Consider the following 21,395-nt stretch of genomic DNA (forward strand, 5'->3'; position numbering starts at 1 on the left):
ACGGCGAGCCGGGCACCGGCGGCCTGGTCGACCGAGAGGCCGCGCGCGCCGTGGCCGGCCGAGTGCAGTGTGACGACCGGCACGCCGATCCGCAGGTCGTCGAGCGCCTCGAGGGTGCGCGCGTGAGGGGCGACGACGACGATCCCCTCGACCCCCTGGGCGATGAGGTGATCCACCGCCGAGACCACGGCCTCGGCATCCCCCGCATCCGCGAACGCGGCGCTCACCCAATACCCCGCCCTGCGCGCCGACGCCTCGAGCGCGGCGATGCTGCGCGACGGCCCGTACTGCAGCGCATCCGAGGCGAGCACGCCGAGCGTGCGGGAGCGGCGGGTGCCCAGGGCGCGGGCGGCGTTGTTCATCCGATAGCCGAGCTCGGCCATCGCCGCCTGCACGCGCTCGAGGGTCTCGGGCGCGACGTCGGGGTGGTCGTTGAGCACCCGCGACACGGTCTGCCTCGACACCCCGGCGAGCGCGGCGACATCGCGGACGCCGACCGTACGACCGGGGGTGCTGCGCGACTCACTCACGCCGACGAGTGTACGACGGCCGGCCTCCTCGGCTCGCAGTCGTGCCACTCTGGAGACATGCGCATCGCTCTCACGGGATCATCCGGCAAGCTCGGCCGCGTCGTCGCACGCGAACTCAGGTCGAACGGCTACGACGTCATCGGCATGGACGTCGCGGGCAGCCGCGGCCCGGACTTCGTCCAGGTCGACCTCACCGACTACGGGCAGGTCGTCGACGCCTTCACGGCGGTGGGCGACCGGCATGACGGCATCGACGCGGTCGTGCATCTGGGCGCGATCCCGGCCCCCGGCATCCGCTCCGATGTCGCGACGTTCCACAACAACATGCCCGCCACGTTCAACGTGTTCTGGGCGGCCGTGCGTCTCGGCATCCGTCGCATCGTCTACGCGTCGAGCGAGACGGTGCTCGGCCTGCCGTTCGATGTGCCGCCGCCCTACGTGCCGGTCGACGAGGACTATCCGGCCCGCCCGGAATCGGTGTACTCGCTCGTCAAGACGCTCGAGGAGCACATGGCGACCGAGCTCGTGCGCTGGCACCCGGAGGTGTCGATCACGGCGCTGCGCTTCTCGAACGTGATGGATCCTGAGGACTACGCGGCCTTCCCGGACTTCGACGCCGACGCGCTCGCGCGGAAGTGGAACCTGTGGGGCTACATCGACGCCCGCGACGGGGCCCAGGCCGTGCAGCGTGCGCTCGAGAACGCGGCTCCCGGGTTCGACCGGTTCATCATCGCCGCGGCCGACACCGTGATGACGCGGCCGAACGCCGAACTGCTCGCCGAGGTGTTCCCCGACGTGCCGGTGAAGGGCGAGTTCGGTCCGAACGAGACCCTGCTGTCGATCGACAAGGCCCGGCGCGTGCTCGGGTTCGATCCGCAGCATTCCTGGCGTGACCACGTCTGACCGACGCCGCTCCAGCCTGCTTCCGGTCGCAGTTCTTGCCGCTCCGGGACGCTCGTGACGGCCGAAACTGCGACCGGAAGGACGCGTGCCGGCCGAAACTGCGACCGGAACCCGACTACAGCCCCAGGCGCTCCAGGTACGGGTTGACCAGCCGGCGCTCGGGGTCGAAGCGGGCGGCGAGGGCGGCGAAGTCGTCGAAGCGCGGGTACCGCGAGCGCACCTCGGCGCCGTCGAGAGTTGCGACCTTGCCCCAGTGCGGGCGGGCCGTCGGCGGCAGGGCCGCTTCGATCGTCGGCAGCAGTGCGCGGACGGCGTCCTCCTCCGGCTTCCAGGTGAAGTGGATGCCGACGGCATCGGTCTCGAACGACGAGCTCAGCCAGAGCTCGTCGGCGCGCACGGTGCGGATCTCGTTGACGAGCAGCAGCGGGGCGATCTGCCCGGCGAGGGTGCGCACGGCCTGGATCGCGGCGACCGCGTCAGCGCGGGGCACGAGGTACTCCGTCTGGATCTCGGCTCCGGCCGAGGGCGTGAACTCGAGCCGGAAGTGCGGCAGCCGCTCGAACCACGGGCCGGCGACGCCCTGCTGTGCCGTGCAGGCGATCGGGTCGACGCCGAGGATCGGATGCCGCTCACCCTGGGCGGCCTCGGCGCCGAGTCGCTCGAACAGCGACTCGCGCGCCAGCTCGTGCGCCTCGGGAAGGCGCTGCTTGACCCAGATCTGATCGGCGATGTCCGTGCGCTGCCAGGTCGAGAAGATGCTCACGCTGGTGCCGCCGCCGGTCACGTCGTCGAAGTCCCGGAGGATGGCGTCCCAGTCCGGATGCTCGAACACGTGCTGCGCGATCTCATAGGTCGGCTCGACGTCGAGCGTGACGTCGACGACGGCGCCGAGCGCCCCGAGGCTCACGACAGCGCCGTCGAAGTCGGCGTCGCCGCGGCGGAGTGTCCGCGTCTCGCCGGCCGGCGTCACGATCGTGAGGCCGCGCACGGCGCTCGCGAGCGAGCCGATCGTGTCACCCGAGCCGTGCGTGCCGGTGGTGACGGCTCCGGCGACCGAGATGTGCGGGAGGGAGGCGAGGTTCGCGAGGGCGAGACCTTCGGCCTCCAGCTGCGGGGCGATGTCGCCGTAGCGGAGCGCTCCCGAGACCCGGACCGCGTCGCGCGCGTCGTTCACCTCGAATACCGGGGCGAGGGCGTCGAGGGCGATGAGCGTGCCGTCGGTGTCGGCGAGGTCGTTGAAGGCGTGTCGTGATCCCAGCATCCGCACCGGACCGCCCTGTGCGAGCAGCGCGGCCAGCTCATCGACCGACGACGGATGCTCCAGCCGTGATGCGCGATACGTGAGGTTGCCCGCCCAGTTGCGTTCGATGCCCATGGCGCCATGATAGCCAGGCCACGGATCGCTACAACGATGTAGTCCTGTCGTCGACGATGCTCCGCCAGTAGGCTGACCGGATGACTGCGACGCTCCCGCCACGCGCGACGATGAAGGATGTCGCCGCTCTCGCCGGGGTGTCGATCAAGACCGTGTCGAACGTCGTCACCGGCACGGTGTCGGTGCGGGAGGAGACCCGCGCCCGGGTCGAGTCGGCGATGATGCAGCTCGATTTCGTGCCGAATCTGAGCGCGCGGGGCCTCCGCAAAGGCCGCTCGGGCATCATCGCGGTCGCCCTTCCCGACCTCGCCACCGCCTTCTCCGCCGAGCTCATGCACCGCATCGTCGAGGCCGCCCACGAACGCGGTCTGGCCGTGCAGATCGAGGAGACCGCCTCGGTGCCCGAGCGCGAGAAGGAACTCGTCTCGCGGGCCAGGGCACACCTCGTCGACGGGCTGATCCTCAATCCGATCCGTCTCGAGGACAGCGTCATCAAGTACTCCGACCGGCTGCCGCCGCTGGTCGTGATCGGCGAGGTCGAGCAGAATCGCGCCGACCACGTGCGCATCGACAGCCGTCTCGCCGCCGCAGACGCCACCCGTCATCTGCTCTCGCGCGGAGCCACGCGGATCGCGGTCGTCGGCGCCGACGACGACCCGTCCGTCGCGACGGCGACCAGCCGCCTGCGACTCGAAGGCATCCACGACGCCCTGCGCGATGCCGGCATTGCGCGGGATCCGGCTCTCGAGGTGAATCGGCTGCCCTGGTCGATGGCCGGAGGAGCGGATGCCGCGCGCACGCTGCTCGCCCGCGGAGTCGCGTTCGACGGGATCGTGGCCCTCACCGACTCCCTGGCGCTCGGAGCGCTGCACACACTGCATGATCATGGCATCCGCGTGCCCGACGACGTGCTGGTCACCGGGTTCGACGACGTCGAGTTCTCGAAGTACACCTCCCCCTCCCTGACGTCGGTCGCCTTCGACCGCCGCGCGTTCGCGGAGGCCGCACTGGGTCTGCTCGAGTCCCGCATGGACGATCGCAGCACCCCGCCGCGCGCGCTCACCCTGTCGCACCATCTGCTCGAGCGTGCCAGCACCGACGGCCGTCCCCGCGGCTACCGCCCCTGAGCCCGCCTTCGAATCGCGCAACTGGTCGCTTCTTCGGCGACAAAGCGACCAGTTGCGCGATTCGAAAGTCTCGCTGCTTCTTGCGCGTCGATTACATCGATGTAATGATGAGGCGTCCACCCACGGTCACGAAGGAGTGACGATGACGCCCCCACTCGATCTGTCCCGCAGGCAGTTCCTGGCCGCCGCCTCGGTGGCCGCCGGCACGGCCCTGCTCGCCGGCTGCGCTCCCGGCGCCGTCTCTGGCTCCGCAACCCAGACGCTGCAGTTCTGGCACCTGCTCAGCGGAGGCGACGGTGTCACCATGTCGCAGCTGCTCGACGAGGTGAACGGCGCGCAGAGCGCGTTCCGCATCCGCCCCACCGTGCTCGCCTGGGGCACGCCGTACTACACGAAGCTGGCCATGGCGGGGGCCGGCGGTCGCGCTCCCGACGTCGCGATCATGCACGCGACCCGCACGGTCGGTTGGGCGCCCGGCGGACTGCTCGACCGGTGGGACCTCGACGAGCTCGCCTCGCGCGGCATCGACGAGTCGACCTTCCCCCAGCCGATCTGGGAGAAGGGCTTCGTCGGCGAGGGCATGTACAGCGTCGCACTCGACGCCCACCCGTTCGTGATGATGTTCAACACCGACATCTGCGATGCGGCCGGCGTGCTCGACAGCGACGGCAAGCTCCAGGAGACGTCCTCCCCCGAGGAGTTCCTCGACCAGCTGCGCACGGTCGGCGGCACGGCCGAGGGCCACGCGCTCTCGTACGGCTACCTCGGCGACGGCGCCCAGATGTGGCGGCTCTTCTACACCTTCTATACGCAGCACGGCGGTGCCATCGAGCTGCCGCCCGGCGGTCCCGCCGTGATCGACAAGGATGTCGCCGTCGAGTCGCTGTCGCTCATGCGCACCCTCCTCGACGGCGAGATCGCGCTCGCCCAGGCCGACTACGGCAGCGCGATCGCCGAGTTCGCCACGGGCAAGAGCGGGATGCTGTTCACCGGCGTCTGGGAGCTGCGCACGATGCAGGCCGCCGAACTCCCGTTCGACGCGACGATGATCCCGACCCTGTTCGGGACGCCAGCGGTCTACGCCGACTCGCACTCGTTCGTGCTCCCCCACCAGACCAACGCCGACCCGGTCCGCCGCACGCTGACCTATGACTTCGTCGCCGACATGCTGAAGAACTCCTTCGGCTGGGCCGAGGCCGGCCACATCCCCGCGTTCCTGCCCGTCACGGAATCGCCCGAGTACGCCGATCTCGTCCCGCAGGCCAACTACGCCGAAGCCGCGCAGTACGTCGTCTACGACCCGACGGCCTGGTTCACCGGCTCCGGCTCGAACTTCCAGGGCGAGTTCGGCGCCGCCGTGCAGAACGTGCTGCTCTCCGGCGACGACCCGGCCGCCGCGATCGACCGGTTCGAAGCCCGCGTGAACACGCTCCTCCGACAGCCGAACCCCGCCGATCCCGAAGGGACGTTCGGATCATGACCACCTCAGCGACCTCCATGAGCGCCACCGACTCCACCCGCACGATCGTCACCGGATCGAAGACCACGCCCCGCGGCCGCCGCGCCGGATCCCGCAACCGCGAGCAGCTCATCAGCTGGGCGTTCCTCGCCCCGTTTCTGGTGGCCTTCCTGCTCTTCCTGGTCTGGCCGATCATCCACGGCATCATCCTCAGCTTCACCGACCAGTCGCTGACCGGCGCCGGCGGAGCCTTCGTCGGCTTCGCCAACTACGCCGAGGCCCTCGGCGACCCGAAGATGTGGCAGTCGATGGGCAACACGGTGTGGTTCACGCTGCTCTCCACCGTGCCGCTCGTCGTGATCGCCCTCGTCATGGCGGCTCTCGTCGATCGCGGCATCCCCGGCCAATGGCTGTGGCGGCTGTCGTTCTTCATGCCGTTCCTGCTCGCCTCGACCGTGATTTCCCAGATCTGGGTGTGGATCTTCAACCCGCAGGTCGGCGCGGCCAACAACATCCTCGAATTCTTCGGGCTGGAGCCGCTGGCGTGGCTGCAGAATCCCGACACGAACATGATCTCCATCGTGATCGCGACCGTGTGGTGGACCGTCGGCTTCAACTTCCTGCTATACCTCGCGGCGATGCAGAACATCCCGCCGCAGCAATACGAGGCGGCATCCCTCGACGGCGCCGGCGCCTGGCGGCAGTTCTGGTCGATCACGCTTCCTCAGCTCGGCCCGGCCACGGTGCTGATCCTCATCCTGCAGATCCTCGCCTCGCTCAAGCTGTTCGATCAGGCGTACCAGATGCTCGGCGGGGTCGCGAGCGACACCACCCGTTCGATCGTGCAGTACATCTACGAGGCCGGATTCGTCAGCTACCGGTTCGGCTACTCGGCCGCCATCTCCTATGTGTTCTTCGCCCTCATCGTCATCCTCGGCGTCGCGCAGGCGCTCATCACGCGTCGCCGGAAGGAGCAGTTCTGATGTCCACCGCCACTGTCGCATCCCCCGCCACCCACACCGAGGCGATCACCACCGCCGACGCCGGCAAGCCCCGCCGCGCCCACCTCCCGGGACAGAAGCCGTTCGGTCCGCTCCGCATCGTCGCCTTCGTCGTGCTGCTGCTGCTCGCGATCGGCTGGCTGCTGCCGTTCCTGTGGGCGGTCGCGACCGCCTTCAAGACCGAGACGGATGCCGCGTCCGGCGATCCGGGATGGATCGGCGCGAGCGGTCCCACGACCGACGCCTTCACGGCGATCCTGTCGCAGGGCAACGTCTACACCTGGGCGCTCAACAGCCTGTGGACGTCGATCGCCATCACGCTGATCACCCTGACGATCTCGGCCCTGGCCGCCTACGCCTTCTCGCGCCTGGACTTCACCGGGCGCAAGTGGCTGTTCGTCGTCATCATCGCCTCGATCGTGGTGCCGCCGCAGGTGCTGATCATCCCGCTGTTCTACCAGATGCTCGCCTTCAACATGATCGACACCTACTGGGGGCTCATCCTGCCGCAGGTCGTCGCGCCGGCGATGGTGTTCATCCTGAAGCGGTTCTTCGACGCGATCCCGATCGAGCTCGAAGACGCCGCCCGCGTCGACGGCGCCAGCCGCCTGCGCATCTTCTGGTCGATCGTGCTGCCGCTGTCGCGTCCCATCATGGCGTCCGTCGGCATCTTCGTGTTCATCGCCGCGTGGAACAACTTCCTCTGGCCGTTCCTCGTCATCAACGACACCACGCTGATGACGCTGCCGGTCGGGCTGCAGACCGTGATCAGCGCCTACGGCGTGCAGTACGCGCAGGTCATGGCGCAGGCCGTGCTCGCGGCCGTTCCGCTGATCGTCGTGTTCCTCATCTTCCAGAAGCAGATCGTCAAGGGAGTCGCGACGAGCGGCTTCGGCGGTCAGTAGACCTGCCCTCGCGGCATCCGTTCCCCACCCCAGGCCCACTCACGAGGAGAGCTATGTCTCAGGCCCGCATCACCATCGACCGCGACTTCACGATCGCCGACGTCCCCCGGAGGCTCTTCGGGTCGTTCGTCGAGCACATGGGGCGCTGCGTCTACACCGGCATCTACGAGCCCGGCCACCCGCAGGCCGACGCCCGCGGATTCCGGCAGGACGTGCTCGCCCTCGTGAAGGAGATGGGGCCGACGGTCATCCGCTATCCCGGCGGCAACTTCGTCTCGGGATACCGCTGGGAGGACGGGGTCGGACCGGTCGAGGATCGTCCCGTGCGCATCGACGGCGCCTGGCACACGATCGAGACGAACGCCTTCGGACTGCACGAGTTCATGGACTGGGCGAAGGAGGCCGACGTCGAGGTGATGGAGGCGATCAACCTCGGCACCCGCGGCGTCGAGGAGGCCCGCGCGCTCGTCGAGTACGCGAACCACCCCGGCGGCACGTACTGGTCGGACCTTCGCCGCAGGAACGGCGCCGAGCAGCCCTTCGACATCAAGCTCTGGTGCCTCGGCAACGAGCTCGACGGGCCGTGGCAGATCGGCGGCAAGACCGCGTCGGAGTACGGGCGGCTCGCGCAGGAGTCCGCCAAGGCGATGAAGCTCGTCGACCCGTCGATCGAACTCGTCGCGGTGGGGTCGTCCGGTCGCTCGATGCCGACCTTCGGCACCTGGGAGCACACGGTGCTCACGCACGCCTACGACGAGGTCGACTTCGTCTCGATGCACGCGTACTACCAGGAGCACGACGGAGACGCCGAGTCGTTCCTCGCGGAATCCGTCGACATGGACGCCTTCATCGAGGGCGTCATCGCCACCGTCGACGCGGTCAAGGTCGCCGGAAAGCACACCAAGCAGGTCGACATCTCGTTCGACGAGTGGAACGTGTGGGACCAGACGAAGTACAACGACGTCGAGGCCGTCGAGATCGCGAAGGCCGGGTGGAAGCAGCATCCGCGCCTCATCGAGGACACGTACAACGTGACGGATGCCGTCGTCGTAGGCACTCTGCTCAACAGCCTCCTCCGCCACGGCGACCGGGTGAAGATCGCGAACCAGGCCCAGCTGGTCAACGTGATCGCGCCGATCCGCTCGGAAGAGGGCGGGGCCGCCTGGCGGCAGACGAGCTTCTGGCCGTTCGAGAGGATGGCGCGCCTCGCCAAGGGCCGCATCCTGCGGCTCGCGGTGTCGGCGCCGCAGATCGAGACGAAGCGCTACGGCGGCGTCGACGCGGTCGATGCGGCCGCGACCTGGGACGAGGCGACCGGCCGGGTCGTCGTCTTCGTCGCGAACCGCTCCCTCGACGAGTCGAGCGACCTCACGATCGACCTGCACGGTCTCGGCGACCTGCGGGTCGTGAGCGCCGAGACGCTCACGATCCCCGAGGGCGGCGATCGGCACACCGCGAACCTCGAGACCGCCCCCGACACCGTGCACATGGTGCCGCTCGACGGCGCCGCGGTCGCCGACGGCGCCGTGCGCGCCACGCTGCCTCCGCTGTCGTGGTCGGTGATCGAGCTCGACGCCGCTCGCCGCTAGGCGGTTCGAATCGCGAGAAGGCCCCGATACTTCGAAGTATCGGGGCCTTCTCGCGACCGGGATCAGCGGCGACCGGGATCAGCGGCGACCGACGGCATCCTCCACGAGACGGCTCGCGATCAGATCGTCGACGCGCTTCCGGTCCCGCGGGTAGAAGCGGTACAGCAGTCCGAGGAATGCCGCGTTCACCAGCATCATGATCACGAGGATCCAGAGGAAGACCGCCTGCAGGCTGAAGGCGTCGGCCAGGACCCCGGCGACGAAGGTGAACGCCGCCCATCCGATGACCTCGAAGATCGTCAGGTAGATGACGAAGCCCTGAGCACGGAGCTCGGGCGCCATCACCGACATGAGGATCGGTCGGTTCACCCCGGGGTTGAGGCCCTGGGCGATTCCCATGAGTCCCCAGAACACCGCGTAGAAGCCGATCGAGGCGACATCGAACTGCGTCGCGAAGAACGCCACGATCGCGAACAGCACCTGGGCCGTCTGCAGGAAGACGACGCGACCGTTGGGCCCGCCGCGGCGGTCGAGCGCCGAGACGACGAACCCGCCGCCGACGGTGCCCAGGAAGTATCCGATGCCGAACGGCAGCGCCACGATGGCGGCGACGGCGTTGTCGAATCCGCGCTCGGTGACGAGGAACTGCACGCCGAAGACCGCGATGAGCAGGTGCCCGGAGAGCAGTCTCGAGCCCATCATCACGCTGAAGGTCGGGATCTTCATCAGCGCGAGGGAATCCTTGAGGCGGGGGCGGGCGTATTCGATCCGCGCGACCTGCGCGCCGTAGTCCGCCGCGCCCACCTCCGGTTCGCGGAACAGCACCAGGACGAGGACGCCGGTCGCGATCAGCAGTGCACCCACGCCCCAGAAACCCCAGCGCCATCCGGCGTCCCAGAGCGAGAGCAGGCCGATGATGGGCCCGATGATGGAGCTGAGGATCGCCGAGATCCCGTAGAGCATCCCGACGGCGCGGCCGCGCGACTTGTCATCGAAGGAGTCGGCGATCACGGCATTCGTGATCGGGGTGAGTCCGATCACCGCACCGGCCTGCAGCGTCTGCAGCAGCAGGAGCAGGAGGAAGTTCTCGGCGAAACCGGATGCCACGGCGAGGGCGCCGCTCACCAGCGTGCTGACGAAGATCGCCTGGCGTCGCGTCGTGCGATTCGCGTACCAGACCCAGAAGGGTCCGAAAGGGACGCCGACGAGGCGGCCGAGCGTCGAGAGGAGCCCGAGTTCGGTGTTGCCGAGGCCGAGGGTCTTGGCGATCGCAGGGAACAGCGTGGTGGTGAGACTGCCCTCGCCGCTCTCGACGACCGTGACGCCGATGAGGGTCGAGAGGTTGCGCCAGCGCCCCTTCACCTTCGCCGGCGCCGGCGAGGCGGCAGGGTCCGTCGACACCGAGATGGCCGTGTTCATGTGAGTCCCTTTCGTCATTGAAATGGTCGACGGCGAGCGCGTCAAGTCATTACACAAGTGGAATGGACACATACTCCACTAGTGGAATGCTCGTGTCAACAGTCGGGTTCCAGGGACGCGAGGAGTGCCGAACCCCGGATCAGCGCGCGGCGGCGGACGGCTGCGGGACGGGGAGCGTACCGTCGAGCAGCTCTCGCCGGAGCTCCTCCAGCTGCGCGATGTGCAGGTCGATCTGCTGCGTGCCGTGCTGATGGAGCCGCTCGCCGACGGCGGCGGCGAGGACGCGATCGAACTCGACCGGCGTGCCCTCCGCGATCGAACGATCGCGGAACCGGTACTTGGCGACCTGGTCGCGCCGCGCTTCGAGCTCGACCTCGACGAGGGCGATGAGCTGCTCGGGCGTGAGGTAGCCGGCGAACCCGAGCCGCGCGGCGAACTCGGGATCCTGGAAGCGGCTCGGCGGCGAGTAGGGACCCTCGAGCCAGTCCCGGAAGACGGTCATCCCCTCGGGCGTGACGCGATAGATCTTCGCGTCCTGCGCCCCCGCGCGTTCATCGACCGAGTACGCCACCCATCCGCGCTCCGTCATCGAGGTGAGCGAGCGGTACACCTGGCTCATCGTCGTGTTCGAACGGAGGAATCGACCGTGGGTGTCGAGGAACTTCTTGATCTCGTACCCGGTGCGCGGCATCTCGCCGAGGAGACCGAGGAGGAGGTGCTCTAGCTTCATGGGTCCGGTCCGAGGTCGGTGGTGTGCGGAATTCCCGAAGAATGACACAAGTGTCATGAGGTGTCAACGCGCGGCGACGTTGACACGTCCACGTCCCCGTGTCAGAGTGGGTTCACTCTATTCCACAAGTGTCATGGTCGTCTGAACGTCGGACGGCCAGAGGGAGACGCAACGATGCGCGCCATCATGGTCATGTTCGACAGCCTCAACCGGCACATGCTGCCGCCGTACGGGTCCGATGAGATCGATGCGCCCAATTTCCGCCGACTGGCCGACCGGACCGTCACGTTCGACAACTTCTACGCCGGCTCGATGCCCTGCATGCCGGCACGACGCGAACTCCACACCGGGCGACACAACTTCCTGCACCGCAGCTGGGGACCCCTCGAGCCCTTCGACGATTCGATGCCCGAGATCCTCGGACGGCACGGCATCCACACCCACCTCGCCAGCGACCACCCGCACTACTGGGAGGACGGCGGAGCGACCTACCACCCGCGCTACACGACGTGGGAGTTCTTCCGCGGACAGGAAGGCGACCCGTGGAAGGCGCAGGTCGGCGGCGACGACGGTTCGGCCGGCGGCTTCAAGGGTAGGATGCACCGCCAGGACGCGATCAACCGCGGCTACCTGCGCCGCGAAGCCGACCACCCGCAGACGCTGACGTTCGACGCCGGTGTCGAGTTCCTGCAGACCAACGCCGACGCGGACAAGTGGTTCGTGCAGATCGAGTGCTTCGACCCCCACGAGCCCTTCTTCACCTACGACGAATACAAGAAGCTCTACCCGCACGACTACGACGGTCCGGAGTTCGACTGGCCGCCCTATGCCAAGGTCACCGAGTCCGCCGACCAGGTCGAGCATGCCCGCTTCGAGTACAAGGCCCTGGTGAGCATGTGCGATCGCTCGCTCGGGCGGGTGCTCGATGCGATGGACGAGCACGACATGTGGGACGACACCCTCCTCATCGTCAACACCGACCACGGCTTCCTCCTCGGCGAGCACGGCTGGTGGGCGAAGAGCGTACAGCCCTGGTTCGACGAACTCGTGCACCTGCCGGCGTTCGTGTGGGACCCCCGCACGAAGCGCGCCGGCGAGCGCGACGCCGGCCTCGTGCAGACCATCGACATCGCGCCGACCCTTCTGGACTTCTTCGACGTCGCGCCGACGGGCGACATGCTGGGCGCGCCGCTCGCGTCCGTCACACGCGACGGCGCACTTTTCGGCATCCACGGCGGGCACGTGAACATCACGGATGGACGGTACGTCTACATGCGGGCGTGCGCGACCCCGGAGAACGCCCCGCTCGAGGAGTACACCCTCATGCCCACGCACATGCGCGGCCGCTTCGCCCCCGCCGAGTTCCAGGGCGCCGAGCTGGCAGAGCCGTTCTCGTTCATGAAGGGGATCCGCCCGCTGCGGCTCACCGGCCGCGCGCAGATCAACCCGTACACCTACGGCACGCTGCTCTTCGACCTGCAGGAGGACCCGGCGCAGGAGCATCCGCTCGACGACGCCGACCTCGAACTGCGGATGCTGCGCCTGCTCGCGCGCCTGCTCCGGGAGAACGATGCGCCGGAGAGCCAATTCCTCCGCCTGGGGATCCCGATCGACGGCGACCCGACGGAGGAGCACCTGCTGGTGCACGCCCAGCGCGACCGCGCCGCGGCCGCCGCCCTCCCCCTGCCCTCCCTGGACGACTTCGCCAGCGGAGCGTTCGGACTGGCGACCTCGGTCCCCGAGCTGCTGGCCCACCCGCGCTCGCGCGAGGTCGTCACGAGGTACGCGCCGATGCTCGGTCAGAGCGAGATCCTCGGGATGCTGGGCAGCACGAGCCTCTACAACCTCGCCGCCGTCATCGGGCTGCCCGTGCCGCAGCTGCACCGCATCGCCGACGAGCTCGCCGCCATCTAGGGGCTCTCCTTCTTCTCCTCCGACGCCACGAGCGAGAGCGGATCGGCGATGTCCTCGAGCGACTTGCCGGCGGCGCTCACCCCGAAGATCCCGCAGACGATGCCGCCGAACATCATGATCGCCGCACCCAGGACATAGCCCCAGAACAGCGGACCCCGGTCGCCCGTCTCCGCGCTCTCTCCGATGAGAGCCCCGTACAGCACCGGAGCCGCCGCGCCGACGAGCTGCCCGATCGAGAACACGTACGAGATCACCTGGCTGCGCAGTTCGAGCGGGAAGATCTCGCTGACCGTCAGGTACGCCGCCGATGCCCCCGCCGACGCGAAGAAGAACGACGCGCACCAGAACGCCGTGTGCGTCGCCGCGTTCAGCGTTCCCGCGTTGAAGAGGAAGGCGCTCACGAGAAGGATGAGACCCGCCAGCATGTACGTGCCGAACAGCATCCGCCGTCGACCCCAGGTGTCGAAGAAGTGGCCGAGCACCAGTGCGCCGGTGAGGTTCCCGACGGCGAACACGATGAAGTACTGCGACGCGGAGGCGGGTGGGGTGTCGTAGAAGTTCTCCAGCACCAGCGCGTACGTGAAGAAGATCGCGTTGTAGAGGAACGACTGCGTCACCATCATCGTGATGCCGACCAGGGTGCGCCGGGGGTACTTCTTGAACAGCACCTTCACGATCACGAGGAACGGGACGCGGCCGTACTCCTTGACCGTGATGGCCTTCGACTCGTCCACGGGAGGGATGGTCTTGCCCTCGTTGCGGATGCGCTCCTCGATCTCATCGACGTTGCGCTCGGCGGCCCCCTCGCGGCCGTGCGTCATCTGCCAGCGCGGGCTCTCCGGGATGTGGCGGCGCAGCCAGATGATGAGCACGCCGAGCACGGGACCGAGGAAGAAGCTGAGCCGCCAGCCGATGTCGGCGGGAAGGATGTCGGTGTTGAGGAAGAACACGTTCGCCACGGCGCCGAGAGCTGCACCGCCCCAGTACGTGCCGTTGATCGCGATGTCGACACGACCGCGGTACTTCGCCGGGATGATCTCGTCGATCGCCGAGTTGATCGCCGCGTACTCGCCGCCGATGCCCGCACCCGCGACGAACCGCCAGATGTAGAAGAACCACGGCGCGAAGGCGAGCCCCGCGACGGCGGACCCGATCAGGTACACGGCCAGCGAGACGAGGAACAGGTTCTTCCGTCCGAGGCGGTCGGTGAGCCGCCCGAACACGAGGGCGCCGAACACCTGCCCGAGCAGATAGCACGTGCCCGCCAGCCCCACCTCCGCCGGGCCCATGCCGAGCGTGGCCGCGTAGCCGTTCGCGGCGACGATCTGCACCTCGAGGCCGTCGAGGATCCAGGAGAACCCCAGTCCGACGACGATCATCCAGTGGAATCGCGACCACGGCAGCCGGTCCAATCGTGCGGGGACGAGTGACCGGACCTCCTTGACGGAAACGTCGGACGCGGACATGGAGCCTCCCTCTCGAGGGGCACGCCGTGGCCCCGGCATCCGTCTTACTCCTCCCGGCCGGCCCGATGCACAGGGTTGACCGAGAGACGGATGCCGCGCTAGGGAAGCCGTCGCAGCCGGCGGCTCAGCCGGCGGCCTCCTCCGGCCGCTCGAGCACGTCGATCGCCGCAGTGTCGGGCTCGTACTCGTCGATGTGCCGCTCGTCCGGACCGTCGTACGCCGACAGCGGGCGGATCAGGGCGTTCGAGGACTGCTGCTCGATGATGTGCGCGGTCCAGCCGGTGATCCTCGCCGCGACGAACAGCGGCGTGAACGTGAGCGTGTCGAAGCCGATGAGGTTGTAGGCCGGCCCCGAGGGGTAGTCGAGGTTCGGGTAGATGCCCTTGCGCTCGACGAACTCGCTCTCGAGCTTCTCGTACAGCTCGCCGACAGCCGGCTTGTCGTAGTGCGCGACGAGCGAGTCGAGCGCGACCTTCATGGTCGGCACCCGCGAGTCGCCGCGCTTGTACACCCGGTGCCCGAAGCCCATGATCTTGCGCTTCTCGGCGAGCGCTTTGTCGAGCCAGGCCTCGACCTGGTCGGCCGTGCCGATCTCGTCGAAGATGTGCATGACGGCCTCGTTCGCGCCGCCGTGCAGCGGACCCTTGAGGGCGCCGATGGCTCCCACGACGGCCGAGTACAGGTCGCTGAGCGTCGAGGTGATCACGCGGGCCGTGAACGTCGAGGCGTTGAACGAGTGCTCTGCATAGAGGATCATCGAGCGGTTGAAGGCGTCGACCACCACGGGGTCGGGCTCCTCGCCGAACGTGAGCCAGAGGAAGTTGGCGGCGTAGTCGAGGTCGTCGCGGGGCTCGACCGGCTCCAGGCCGCGACGGCGACGCTGGCCGTACGACACGATCGCCGGGAGGGCGGCGAACAGGGTGAGGCTGCGCTCGAGGTTCTCCTCGGGCGTGCCCACCGCATCGAGCACGTTGGCGATGCCGGCGGTCTCGATCGCGCCGATCACGCTCACGGCCGTGCGCACCTCATCCATCGGATGGGAGTCCAGCGGCAGCCGGTCGATCGCGTCCTTGACGACGGGCGAGAGCGCGCGGTGCGTGCGCTCGGTCAGCCGGAACGCGGCCAGCTCCTCGGGAGTCGGCAGCTCGCCGTTCCAGAGCAGATAGGCCACGGCCTCGAAGGGCTGCGTGGCGGCCAGCTCCTGCACGGGGTAGCCGCGGTAGAGCAGGCTGTTCGTCTCAGGGTTGACCTTCGAGACCGCCGTCGTGTCGACGACGACGCCTGCGAGGCCCTTCTTGATGTCCGGCTCGGTCATGGTCACTCCTTCGTGGGTTCCCGCTCGATCGTGAAGTTGAAGACGCCCGAGTCGAAGTGGTTGTAGGACTCGTAGTCGATGAGGTCGTAGAGATCGGCGCGGTGCTGCATCTCGCCGAGCTTCGAGGTCAGATGCCCCTCTGCGTTCAGAGTATCCAGTGCGCGCCCGGATGCCCCCATCGAGATGCGCAGGAGCGACACCGGCCAGATGACGAGAGCGACGCCGGCATCCCTCAGCTGGTCGGTCGAGAACAGCTCGCTCTTGCCGAACTCCGTCATGTTCGCGAGGATCGGCACGTCGAGCGCGTTCGCCATCGCCTCGAATTCGGCGAGGGAGCGCATGGCCTCGGGGAAAACGGCATCCGCTCCGGCATCCACCAGCGCCTTGGCGCGGTCGATCGCGGCATCCAGTCCTTCGATCGCGCGGATGTCGGTGCGCGCCATGAGGAGGAAGTTCGGGTCGCGACGGGCGTCGGCGGCGGCGCGGATGCGTTTGATCGCGGTGTTCTCGTCGACGACGCTCTTGCCGTCGAGGTGACCGCAGCGCTTCGGGTTGATCTGGTCCTCGATGTGGGTGCCGGCGAGTCCGGCATCCTCGAGCTCCTGGATCGTGCGGGCCACGTTCATCGGCTCGCCGAAGCCCGTATCGGCATCGACGATCGCGGGGAGCTCGGTCATGCGGGCGATCTGCTTCGCACGACCGGCGACCTCGGTCAGCGTGGTGAGGCCGATGTCGGGCAGGCCGAGGTCGGCGGCGAGCACCGCGCCGGAGATGTAGACCCCGTCGAAGCCCTTCTGCTCGATGAGCCGGGCGCTCAGCGGGTTGAACGCTCCGGGGAAGCGCAGCAGCTCGCCGCTCGCGAGCCGCTCGCGGAAGAGGCGCCGCTTCTCGGCGGGGGTCGTGGTCGAGTACAGCATCAGAACAGCCCCTTCGGCGCGTCGGCGCCCTCGAGCAACCCGGCCTTCGCGACGATCGACAGCTCGCCGACCTCGGCGGCGGTCAGCTCGGGAAGGCGCTGCACGAGCGCGAGGAAGCGCTCGATCTCGGCGGGCTCGAGCACGGGCTCTGCGAGCAGCCGGAACTTCGCGATGTAGTTCTCGCGCGCGAACGGCCGGGCGCCGAGCGGGTGCGCGTCGGCCACTGCGATCTCGTCGACCACGGTCGTCCCGTCGGTCAGCTGGAACTCGACGCGGCCACCGAACGCCTTCACGTCGGGGTCCTCGGAGTGGTAGCGGCGAGTCCACTCGGCATCCTCGGCCGTGGTGATCTTGTGCCACAGCTCGACGGTGTCGGGGCGTGCCGCGCGCGCCGGGGCGTAGGAGTCGACGTGGTGCCAGCCGCCGTCCTGCAGCGCGACGGCGAAGATGTACGGGATGGAGTGGTCGAGCGTCTCGCGCGATGCCGTCGGGTCGTACTTCTGCGGGTCGTTCGCCCCCGAGCCGATCACGTAGTGGGTGTGGTGGCTGGTGTGCAGCACGATCGAGGCGATGTTCGCGGGGTCGCGCAGCGCCGGGTTCTCGGTGCCGAGCTTGCGGGCGAGGTCGATCCAGGCCTGCGCCTGGTACTCGGCCGAGTGCTCCTTCGTGTACGAGTCGAGGATCGCGCGCTTCGGCTCGCCGGCCGCGGGCAGCGGCACCTCGTAGGCGGCGTCCTTGCCGTCGAGCATCCAGGCGATCACGCCGTCTTCGCCTTCGTAGATCGGCGCGGGGCTGGTCTGCCCGCGCATCGCCCGGTCGACCGCCTCGACGGCCATCTTGCCGGCGAAGGCCGGGGCGTGCGCCTTCCATGTCGAGATCTCGCCCTTGCGGCTCTGCCGCGTGGCGGTGGTGGTGTGCAGGCCTTGACCGACCGCCTGATAGATCGTCTCGACGTCGAGGCCGAGGAGCGTGCCGATGCCGGCCGCTGCCGACGGGCCGAGGTGCGCGACGTGGTCGATCTTGTGCTTGTGCAGGCAGATCGCGCGCACGAGGTCCATCTGGATCTCGTAGCCGGTGGCGATGCCGCGCACGAGTGCCCGGCCGTCCTTGCCGGTGTGCTGTGCGACGGCGAGGATCGGCGGGATGTTGTCTCCCGGGTGCGAGTACTCCGCGGCGAGGAACGTGTCGTGGTAGTCGAGCTCGCGCACGGCGACGCCGTTCGCCCAGGCCGCCCACTCGGGGCTCGTGCGGCGGTCGAGCGCGGCGCCGAAAAGGTTGGCCCCGACGCCGCCGGTGGAGACCGGGTGGCTGAACGCCTGTGCACGGGCCGCGTCGATCGGCGCACGGGTGAGGGATGCCGCGGCGACGGAGGCGTTGTCGATGATGCGGTTGATGATCATGTCGACGACGGGCTGCTCGACCTCGACCGGGTCGGCGGCGACCTCGGCGATCTTCCAGGCGAGCTGTTCTTCGCGGGCGAGGTTCTCGTCGCTGCGGTGGACGCGGACGTGGTGCGTGACGGTCATTTCTGTCCTTCGTTCAGGGTCTCGAGGATGCCGGTGAGCGCGTTGTGCAGGTGCACATGCGTGGCGTGGGCGGCGAGGTCGCCGTCGCGGGCGGCGAGCGCCTGCGCGATGGTGCGGTGCTCGGCGGCGGATGCCGCGAGCCGCGCCGGCTTGTCGCGCGCCATCCGCCGCACGCGCACGAGGTGGGTGCGCACGGTGCGGAGGGCGGAGGCGATGTAGTCGTTGGCGACGGCCGCGTCGAGCGCCGCGTCGAAGCGGGCGATGAGTGCGTAGTAGGCGTCACGCCCTTCGGCGGCGGTGAGATCGACATGGGCGAACTCGTCGGCGAGCGCGGCGAACAGCGCGGCATCGCCGCGGGTCGCGGCGAGACGGGCGGAGGTCTCCTCGAGCGCGCGGCGGATCTCGAACAGGGAGCGGATGTCGTCGGCATCCAGGTCCGCCACGACGGTGACCCGGGGCGACTGCTGCACGACGAGGCCGTCGGCGATCAGGCGGCGGAGCGCCTCGCGCATGGGGGTGCGGCTGACTCCGAGTCGGGCCGCCTGTTCGACCTCGCCGAGCACGGCACCCGACGGGAGATCACCGGATTGGATGCCGTCGAGCAGAGCCATATATGCGCGATCACTCGCGGACGTGCGCTCGACGGAGAGGCTCATTCCCCCAGTGTATACATAAACGGGATATCACAGCCCGCGTCACGTCCGAGAGTATTCCCTCGTATACATTCGTCGCGTCCGGTACCGCGGCCACGCTGAAAGCATGAGCCTGCGGTCGAGGCCGGCGGCTCCGTCGCTTCGGAGGAGATCAGCGCTTCGGAGGTCCGATCGGGCGCGATCCGCCCTCCCGAGTGCAGATCTCCTCCGAACCGGCGGGCGGATGACGGCGAATCACCGAGCGGATGCCGCGCGGCTGCCGATCACGGACGAGCGGCGGAGGCATCCGGCAGGGGCTCGACGAACTCGGCGGGGGCGGGCGGCACCGGCTCGCCGAGCTTCACCACGACGACACCGGCGAGCACGAGCGCGCCGCCGAGGGCCTGCAGTGGGCCGGGCACCTGTCCGAGCAGCAGCCACCCGAACAGCAGGGCGGCCACGACCTCGGCGAGCGCGACGAAGGAGGCGAGGCGCGATCCCAGCATCCGGGTCGAGGCGATGCCGAGGAAGTACGCGACCGCCGTCGCGAGCACTCCCATCGCGAGCACCGGCACGAACCACGGCAGGCTGCCGAATCGGTAGGCGATGTCGTCGGTGCTCCAGGCGATCGGCAGCACGCCGACGGCGCCCGCGATGGTCAGACCGACGGCCCCGAGCAGCAGGCCGCTGCCGGCCAGCGCCAGCGGAGGGAGCCCGGTGTCGGCACGGGCCGACAGCACGAAGTACGCCGCCGCGCCGACCATGGCTCCGAGAGCCCAGAGGATGCCGGCGCCGTTCACCGTCGCCCCCGTGAGGATGTCGAGCATGAGCACGAGGCCGACGAAGGCGATCGCCGCGCCGAGCACGCTGCGCCGACTCGGCCGCTCGCCGCGACGGACCCAGAGCCAGAGGATCACCGCGACCGGCGCCGTGTACTCGATGAGCAGCGCGATGCCGACATCCATCACGGCCACCGCCTGGAAGTAGAAGAGCTGCGTGGCCGTCACGGCGAGGAGTCCGTAGGCGGCGATCATGCCGGCGTTCTTCCGGAGCAGACCCCAGCGACCGCGCAACGACAGGATGGTCGGGATCAGCAGCACCAGAGCTGCGACCCAGATGCGTGCGGTGACCGCGGCGCCGGGCGTCCAACCCGCATCGATGAGACCTCGAGCCCATCCGCCGGACATCCCGAAGGCGAAGGCGGCGCCGATCGCGAGCGGCAGCCCGAGGCGGACGTTGCGCGCACCCAGCGAGACGTCATTGGTCACAGTGCTCATGGGATGTGACGCTACGCGCATCGGATGTAAGATGTCAACATGATCTTCACCGATGACACGGAAGAGGCCCTCCGCTCGGCCGTCTGGCTCGTGAACTCGGCGGAGGATCCCGAGACACTGGCCGACCTCGCCGACTACGAGGGGTTCCTCACGGAGTTCCCGTATACCGGGCGCATCGACCGGGACGAGGCGGAGCTGGCCTCCCTCCAGGCGCTGCGGCCGCGACTGCGCGCCATGCTCCTCGCATCCCGCGACGACATGGTGATCCGAGTGAACGACGCGCTCGACGAGAGCACGCTCACCCCGCACCTCGTCCGGCACGATGACACGGACTGGCACCTGCACGCGGTCGCCGACGACAACCCTCTCGCCGAACGCGTGCTGATCGAGACGGCGATGGCCCTGATCGACGTCATCCGCGCCGACGAGGGCTCCCGCATCACCGTCTGCGACGACGACACCTGCGAGGCGCTCGCCCTCGACCTCTCGCGCAATCGCTCGAAGCGCTACTGCTCGGCGACCTGCGCCAACCGCAACGCGGTCGCCGCGTACCGCGCCCGCCGCTCCGAGGCCTGACGCCCCGGCATCCGCGCCTCCGCCCTCGCACCACCCACCCGCGCACCGCGCCGTGCGCGGATGCGCAGCGTGCCCTGGACGCGAACCTGTCATCACAGGTACACTCAACTTGTCATTACAGGTTGCGCAGCGCCGCAGCATCCTCGCAAGGAGCACCGATGCCCGAGTTCCACACCCCGCCGATCTCTCCCCTGGCGATCGCCTTCGATGCGGAGAAGCTCACGCTCTCCCCGGAGGGGCCGACCCTCACCCGGCGGATGTCCGACCTCGAAGGCCTCTTCCTCGACGCCGACGCCTGGGCTGCCGCCGCACAGGGCGAGAACCCGGTCGTCTACACCGTCGTCAGCTCCCCCGTGCCCGAGATCGACCGCGAACTCCCCCAGTCGATCACCACGATCATGCCGGGCGACACGTCCGGCGAGCTGTGGATGACCAAGGGGCACCAGCATCCGAACCACCAGGGCGAGATCTACCTCGCGCTGAAGGGCCGCGGCGGACTGCTCATGTTCGACGGCGAGCGCACCGAATGGCTCGACATGCTGCCCGGGACCATCGGCTACATCCCGCCGGGCTGGGCGCACCGCTCGGTCAACACGGGCGACGAGCCCTACGCGTTCCTGGCCGTCTACCCCGGCGGTGCCGGGCACGACTACAGCTGGGTGCTGGAGCACGGCATGGGCTCGCGCGCCTACCGCGCGGCAGAGGGCGTCGACCTGCGCCCCTACGCCGGATAG

At 68.8% G+C, this 21,395-nt stretch carries 19 protein-coding genes; 9 read left to right on the forward strand and 10 right to left on the reverse strand.

Going from position 1 to position 21,395, the window contains the following annotated elements:
- A partial coding sequence (locus DW306_RS03520) for a LacI family DNA-binding transcriptional regulator (protein ID WP_136054264.1) occupies nt 1-530 on the reverse strand: 530 nt, incomplete at its 3' end.
- A 57-nt stretch (nt 531-587) separates the two neighbouring features.
- Here DW306_RS03520 and DW306_RS03525 point away from each other — a divergent pair.
- Entirely contained in the window at nt 588-1,433 is an 846-nt protein-coding gene (locus tag DW306_RS03525; protein WP_136054265.1) for an NAD(P)-dependent oxidoreductase, read from the forward strand.
- A 115-nt stretch (nt 1,434-1,548) separates the two neighbouring features.
- On the opposite strand, the gene DW306_RS03530 is transcribed toward DW306_RS03525, so the two are convergent.
- Nucleotides 1,549-2,808, reverse strand: coding sequence for an FAD-binding protein (locus DW306_RS03530; protein WP_136054266.1), 1,260 nt, complete (start codon nt 2,806-2,808; stop codon nt 1,549-1,551).
- Nucleotides 2,809-2,888: 80 nt separating this feature from the next.
- On the opposite strand from DW306_RS03530, the gene DW306_RS03535 reads away from it, so the two are divergent.
- The 5 genes from DW306_RS03535 to DW306_RS03555 all read left to right on the forward strand — a co-directional run bounded on the left by DW306_RS03535 (nt 2,889) and on the right by DW306_RS03555 (nt 8,889).
- Entirely contained in the window at nt 2,889-3,935 is a 1,047-nt protein-coding gene (locus DW306_RS03535; protein WP_136054267.1) for a LacI family DNA-binding transcriptional regulator, read from the forward strand.
- 142 nt (nt 3,936-4,077) lie between these two features.
- A complete protein-coding gene (locus tag DW306_RS03540) occupies nt 4,078-5,415 on the forward strand; it encodes an extracellular solute-binding protein (protein WP_136054268.1) in 1,338 nt (445 codons plus the stop codon).
- Nucleotides 5,412-6,377 (forward strand): sugar ABC transporter permease, encoded by a 966-nt coding sequence (locus DW306_RS03545; RefSeq protein ID WP_240747042.1) that lies wholly within the window; start codon nt 5,412-5,414, stop codon nt 6,375-6,377. Before DW306_RS03540 ends, DW306_RS03545 begins: the two co-directional genes overlap by 4 nt.
- Nucleotides 6,377-7,300, forward strand: a complete 924-nt coding sequence (locus DW306_RS03550) for a carbohydrate ABC transporter permease (protein ID WP_136054269.1) — start codon at nt 6,377-6,379, stop codon at nt 7,298-7,300. The genes DW306_RS03545 and DW306_RS03550 overlap by 1 nt, the downstream gene beginning before the upstream one ends.
- A 53-nt stretch (nt 7,301-7,353) precedes the next feature.
- On the forward strand, nt 7,354-8,889 hold the full coding sequence (locus DW306_RS03555) for an alpha-N-arabinofuranosidase (RefSeq protein ID WP_136054270.1): 1,536 nt from the start codon (nt 7,354-7,356) through the stop codon (nt 8,887-8,889).
- Between the two features lie 78 nt (nt 8,890-8,967).
- Here DW306_RS03555 and DW306_RS03560 read toward each other — a convergent pair whose 3' ends face one another.
- Entirely contained in the window at nt 8,968-10,308 is a 1,341-nt protein-coding gene (locus tag DW306_RS03560) for an MFS transporter (protein WP_136054271.1), read from the reverse strand.
- A gap of 139 nt (nt 10,309-10,447) precedes the next feature.
- On the reverse strand, nt 10,448-11,038 hold the full coding sequence (locus DW306_RS03565; protein ID WP_136054272.1) for a PadR family transcriptional regulator: 591 nt from the start codon (nt 11,036-11,038) through the stop codon (nt 10,448-10,450).
- Between the two features lie 174 nt (nt 11,039-11,212).
- Here DW306_RS03565 and DW306_RS03570 point away from each other — a divergent pair, with 174 nt between their 5' ends.
- Nucleotides 11,213-12,952 carry a sulfatase gene (locus DW306_RS03570; protein ID WP_136054273.1) on the forward strand — a complete coding sequence of 580 codons (1,740 nt, stop codon included), beginning with the start codon at nt 11,213-11,215 and terminating at the stop codon, nt 12,950-12,952.
- On the opposite strand, the gene DW306_RS03575 is transcribed toward DW306_RS03570, so the two are convergent.
- The 6 genes from DW306_RS03575 to DW306_RS03600 form a co-directional block, all read right to left on the reverse strand.
- Nucleotides 12,949-14,418: an MFS transporter gene (locus DW306_RS03575; RefSeq protein ID WP_136054274.1), complete on the reverse strand. Its 1,470-nt coding sequence runs from the start codon at nt 14,416-14,418 to the stop codon at nt 12,949-12,951. The genes DW306_RS03570 and DW306_RS03575 overlap by 4 nt on opposite strands.
- Nucleotides 14,419-14,542: 124 nt before the next feature.
- The gene (locus DW306_RS03580) at nt 14,543-15,733 is read right to left on the reverse strand and encodes a bifunctional 2-methylcitrate synthase/citrate synthase (RefSeq protein ID WP_136054275.1); all 1,191 of its coding nucleotides are present in this window, start codon (nt 15,731-15,733) and stop codon (nt 14,543-14,545) included.
- A 2-nt stretch (nt 15,734-15,735) separates the two neighbouring features.
- A complete protein-coding gene (gene prpB, locus DW306_RS03585) occupies nt 15,736-16,650 on the reverse strand; it encodes a methylisocitrate lyase (RefSeq protein WP_136054276.1) in 915 nt (304 codons plus the stop codon).
- Nucleotides 16,650-18,176, reverse strand: coding sequence for an MmgE/PrpD family protein (locus DW306_RS03590; RefSeq protein ID WP_136054277.1), 1,527 nt, complete (start codon nt 18,174-18,176; stop codon nt 16,650-16,652). Before DW306_RS03590 ends, prpB begins: the two co-directional genes overlap by 1 nt.
- Nucleotides 18,173-18,832 (reverse strand): GntR family transcriptional regulator, encoded by a 660-nt coding sequence (locus DW306_RS03595; protein ID WP_136054278.1) that lies wholly within the window; start codon nt 18,830-18,832, stop codon nt 18,173-18,175. Before DW306_RS03595 ends, DW306_RS03590 begins: the two co-directional genes overlap by 4 nt.
- A gap of 260 nt (nt 18,833-19,092) precedes the next feature.
- Nucleotides 19,093-20,085, reverse strand: coding sequence for a DMT family transporter (locus tag DW306_RS03600; protein WP_136054279.1), 993 nt, complete (start codon nt 20,083-20,085; stop codon nt 19,093-19,095).
- 39 nt (nt 20,086-20,124) lie between these two features.
- Here DW306_RS03600 and DW306_RS03605 point away from each other — a divergent pair, with 39 nt between their 5' ends.
- Nucleotides 20,125-20,661 carry a CGNR zinc finger domain-containing protein gene (locus tag DW306_RS03605; RefSeq protein ID WP_136054280.1) on the forward strand — a complete coding sequence of 179 codons (537 nt, stop codon included), beginning with the start codon at nt 20,125-20,127 and terminating at the stop codon, nt 20,659-20,661.
- Nucleotides 20,662-20,819: 158 nt separating this feature from the next.
- Entirely contained in the window at nt 20,820-21,395 is a 576-nt protein-coding gene (locus DW306_RS03610; protein WP_136054281.1) for a glucose-6-phosphate isomerase family protein, read from the forward strand.

It is taken from the genome of Microbacterium sp. K24, assembly GCF_004794465.1.
In the GTDB taxonomy this organism is placed as follows: domain Bacteria; phylum Actinomycetota; class Actinomycetes; order Actinomycetales; family Microbacteriaceae; genus Microbacterium.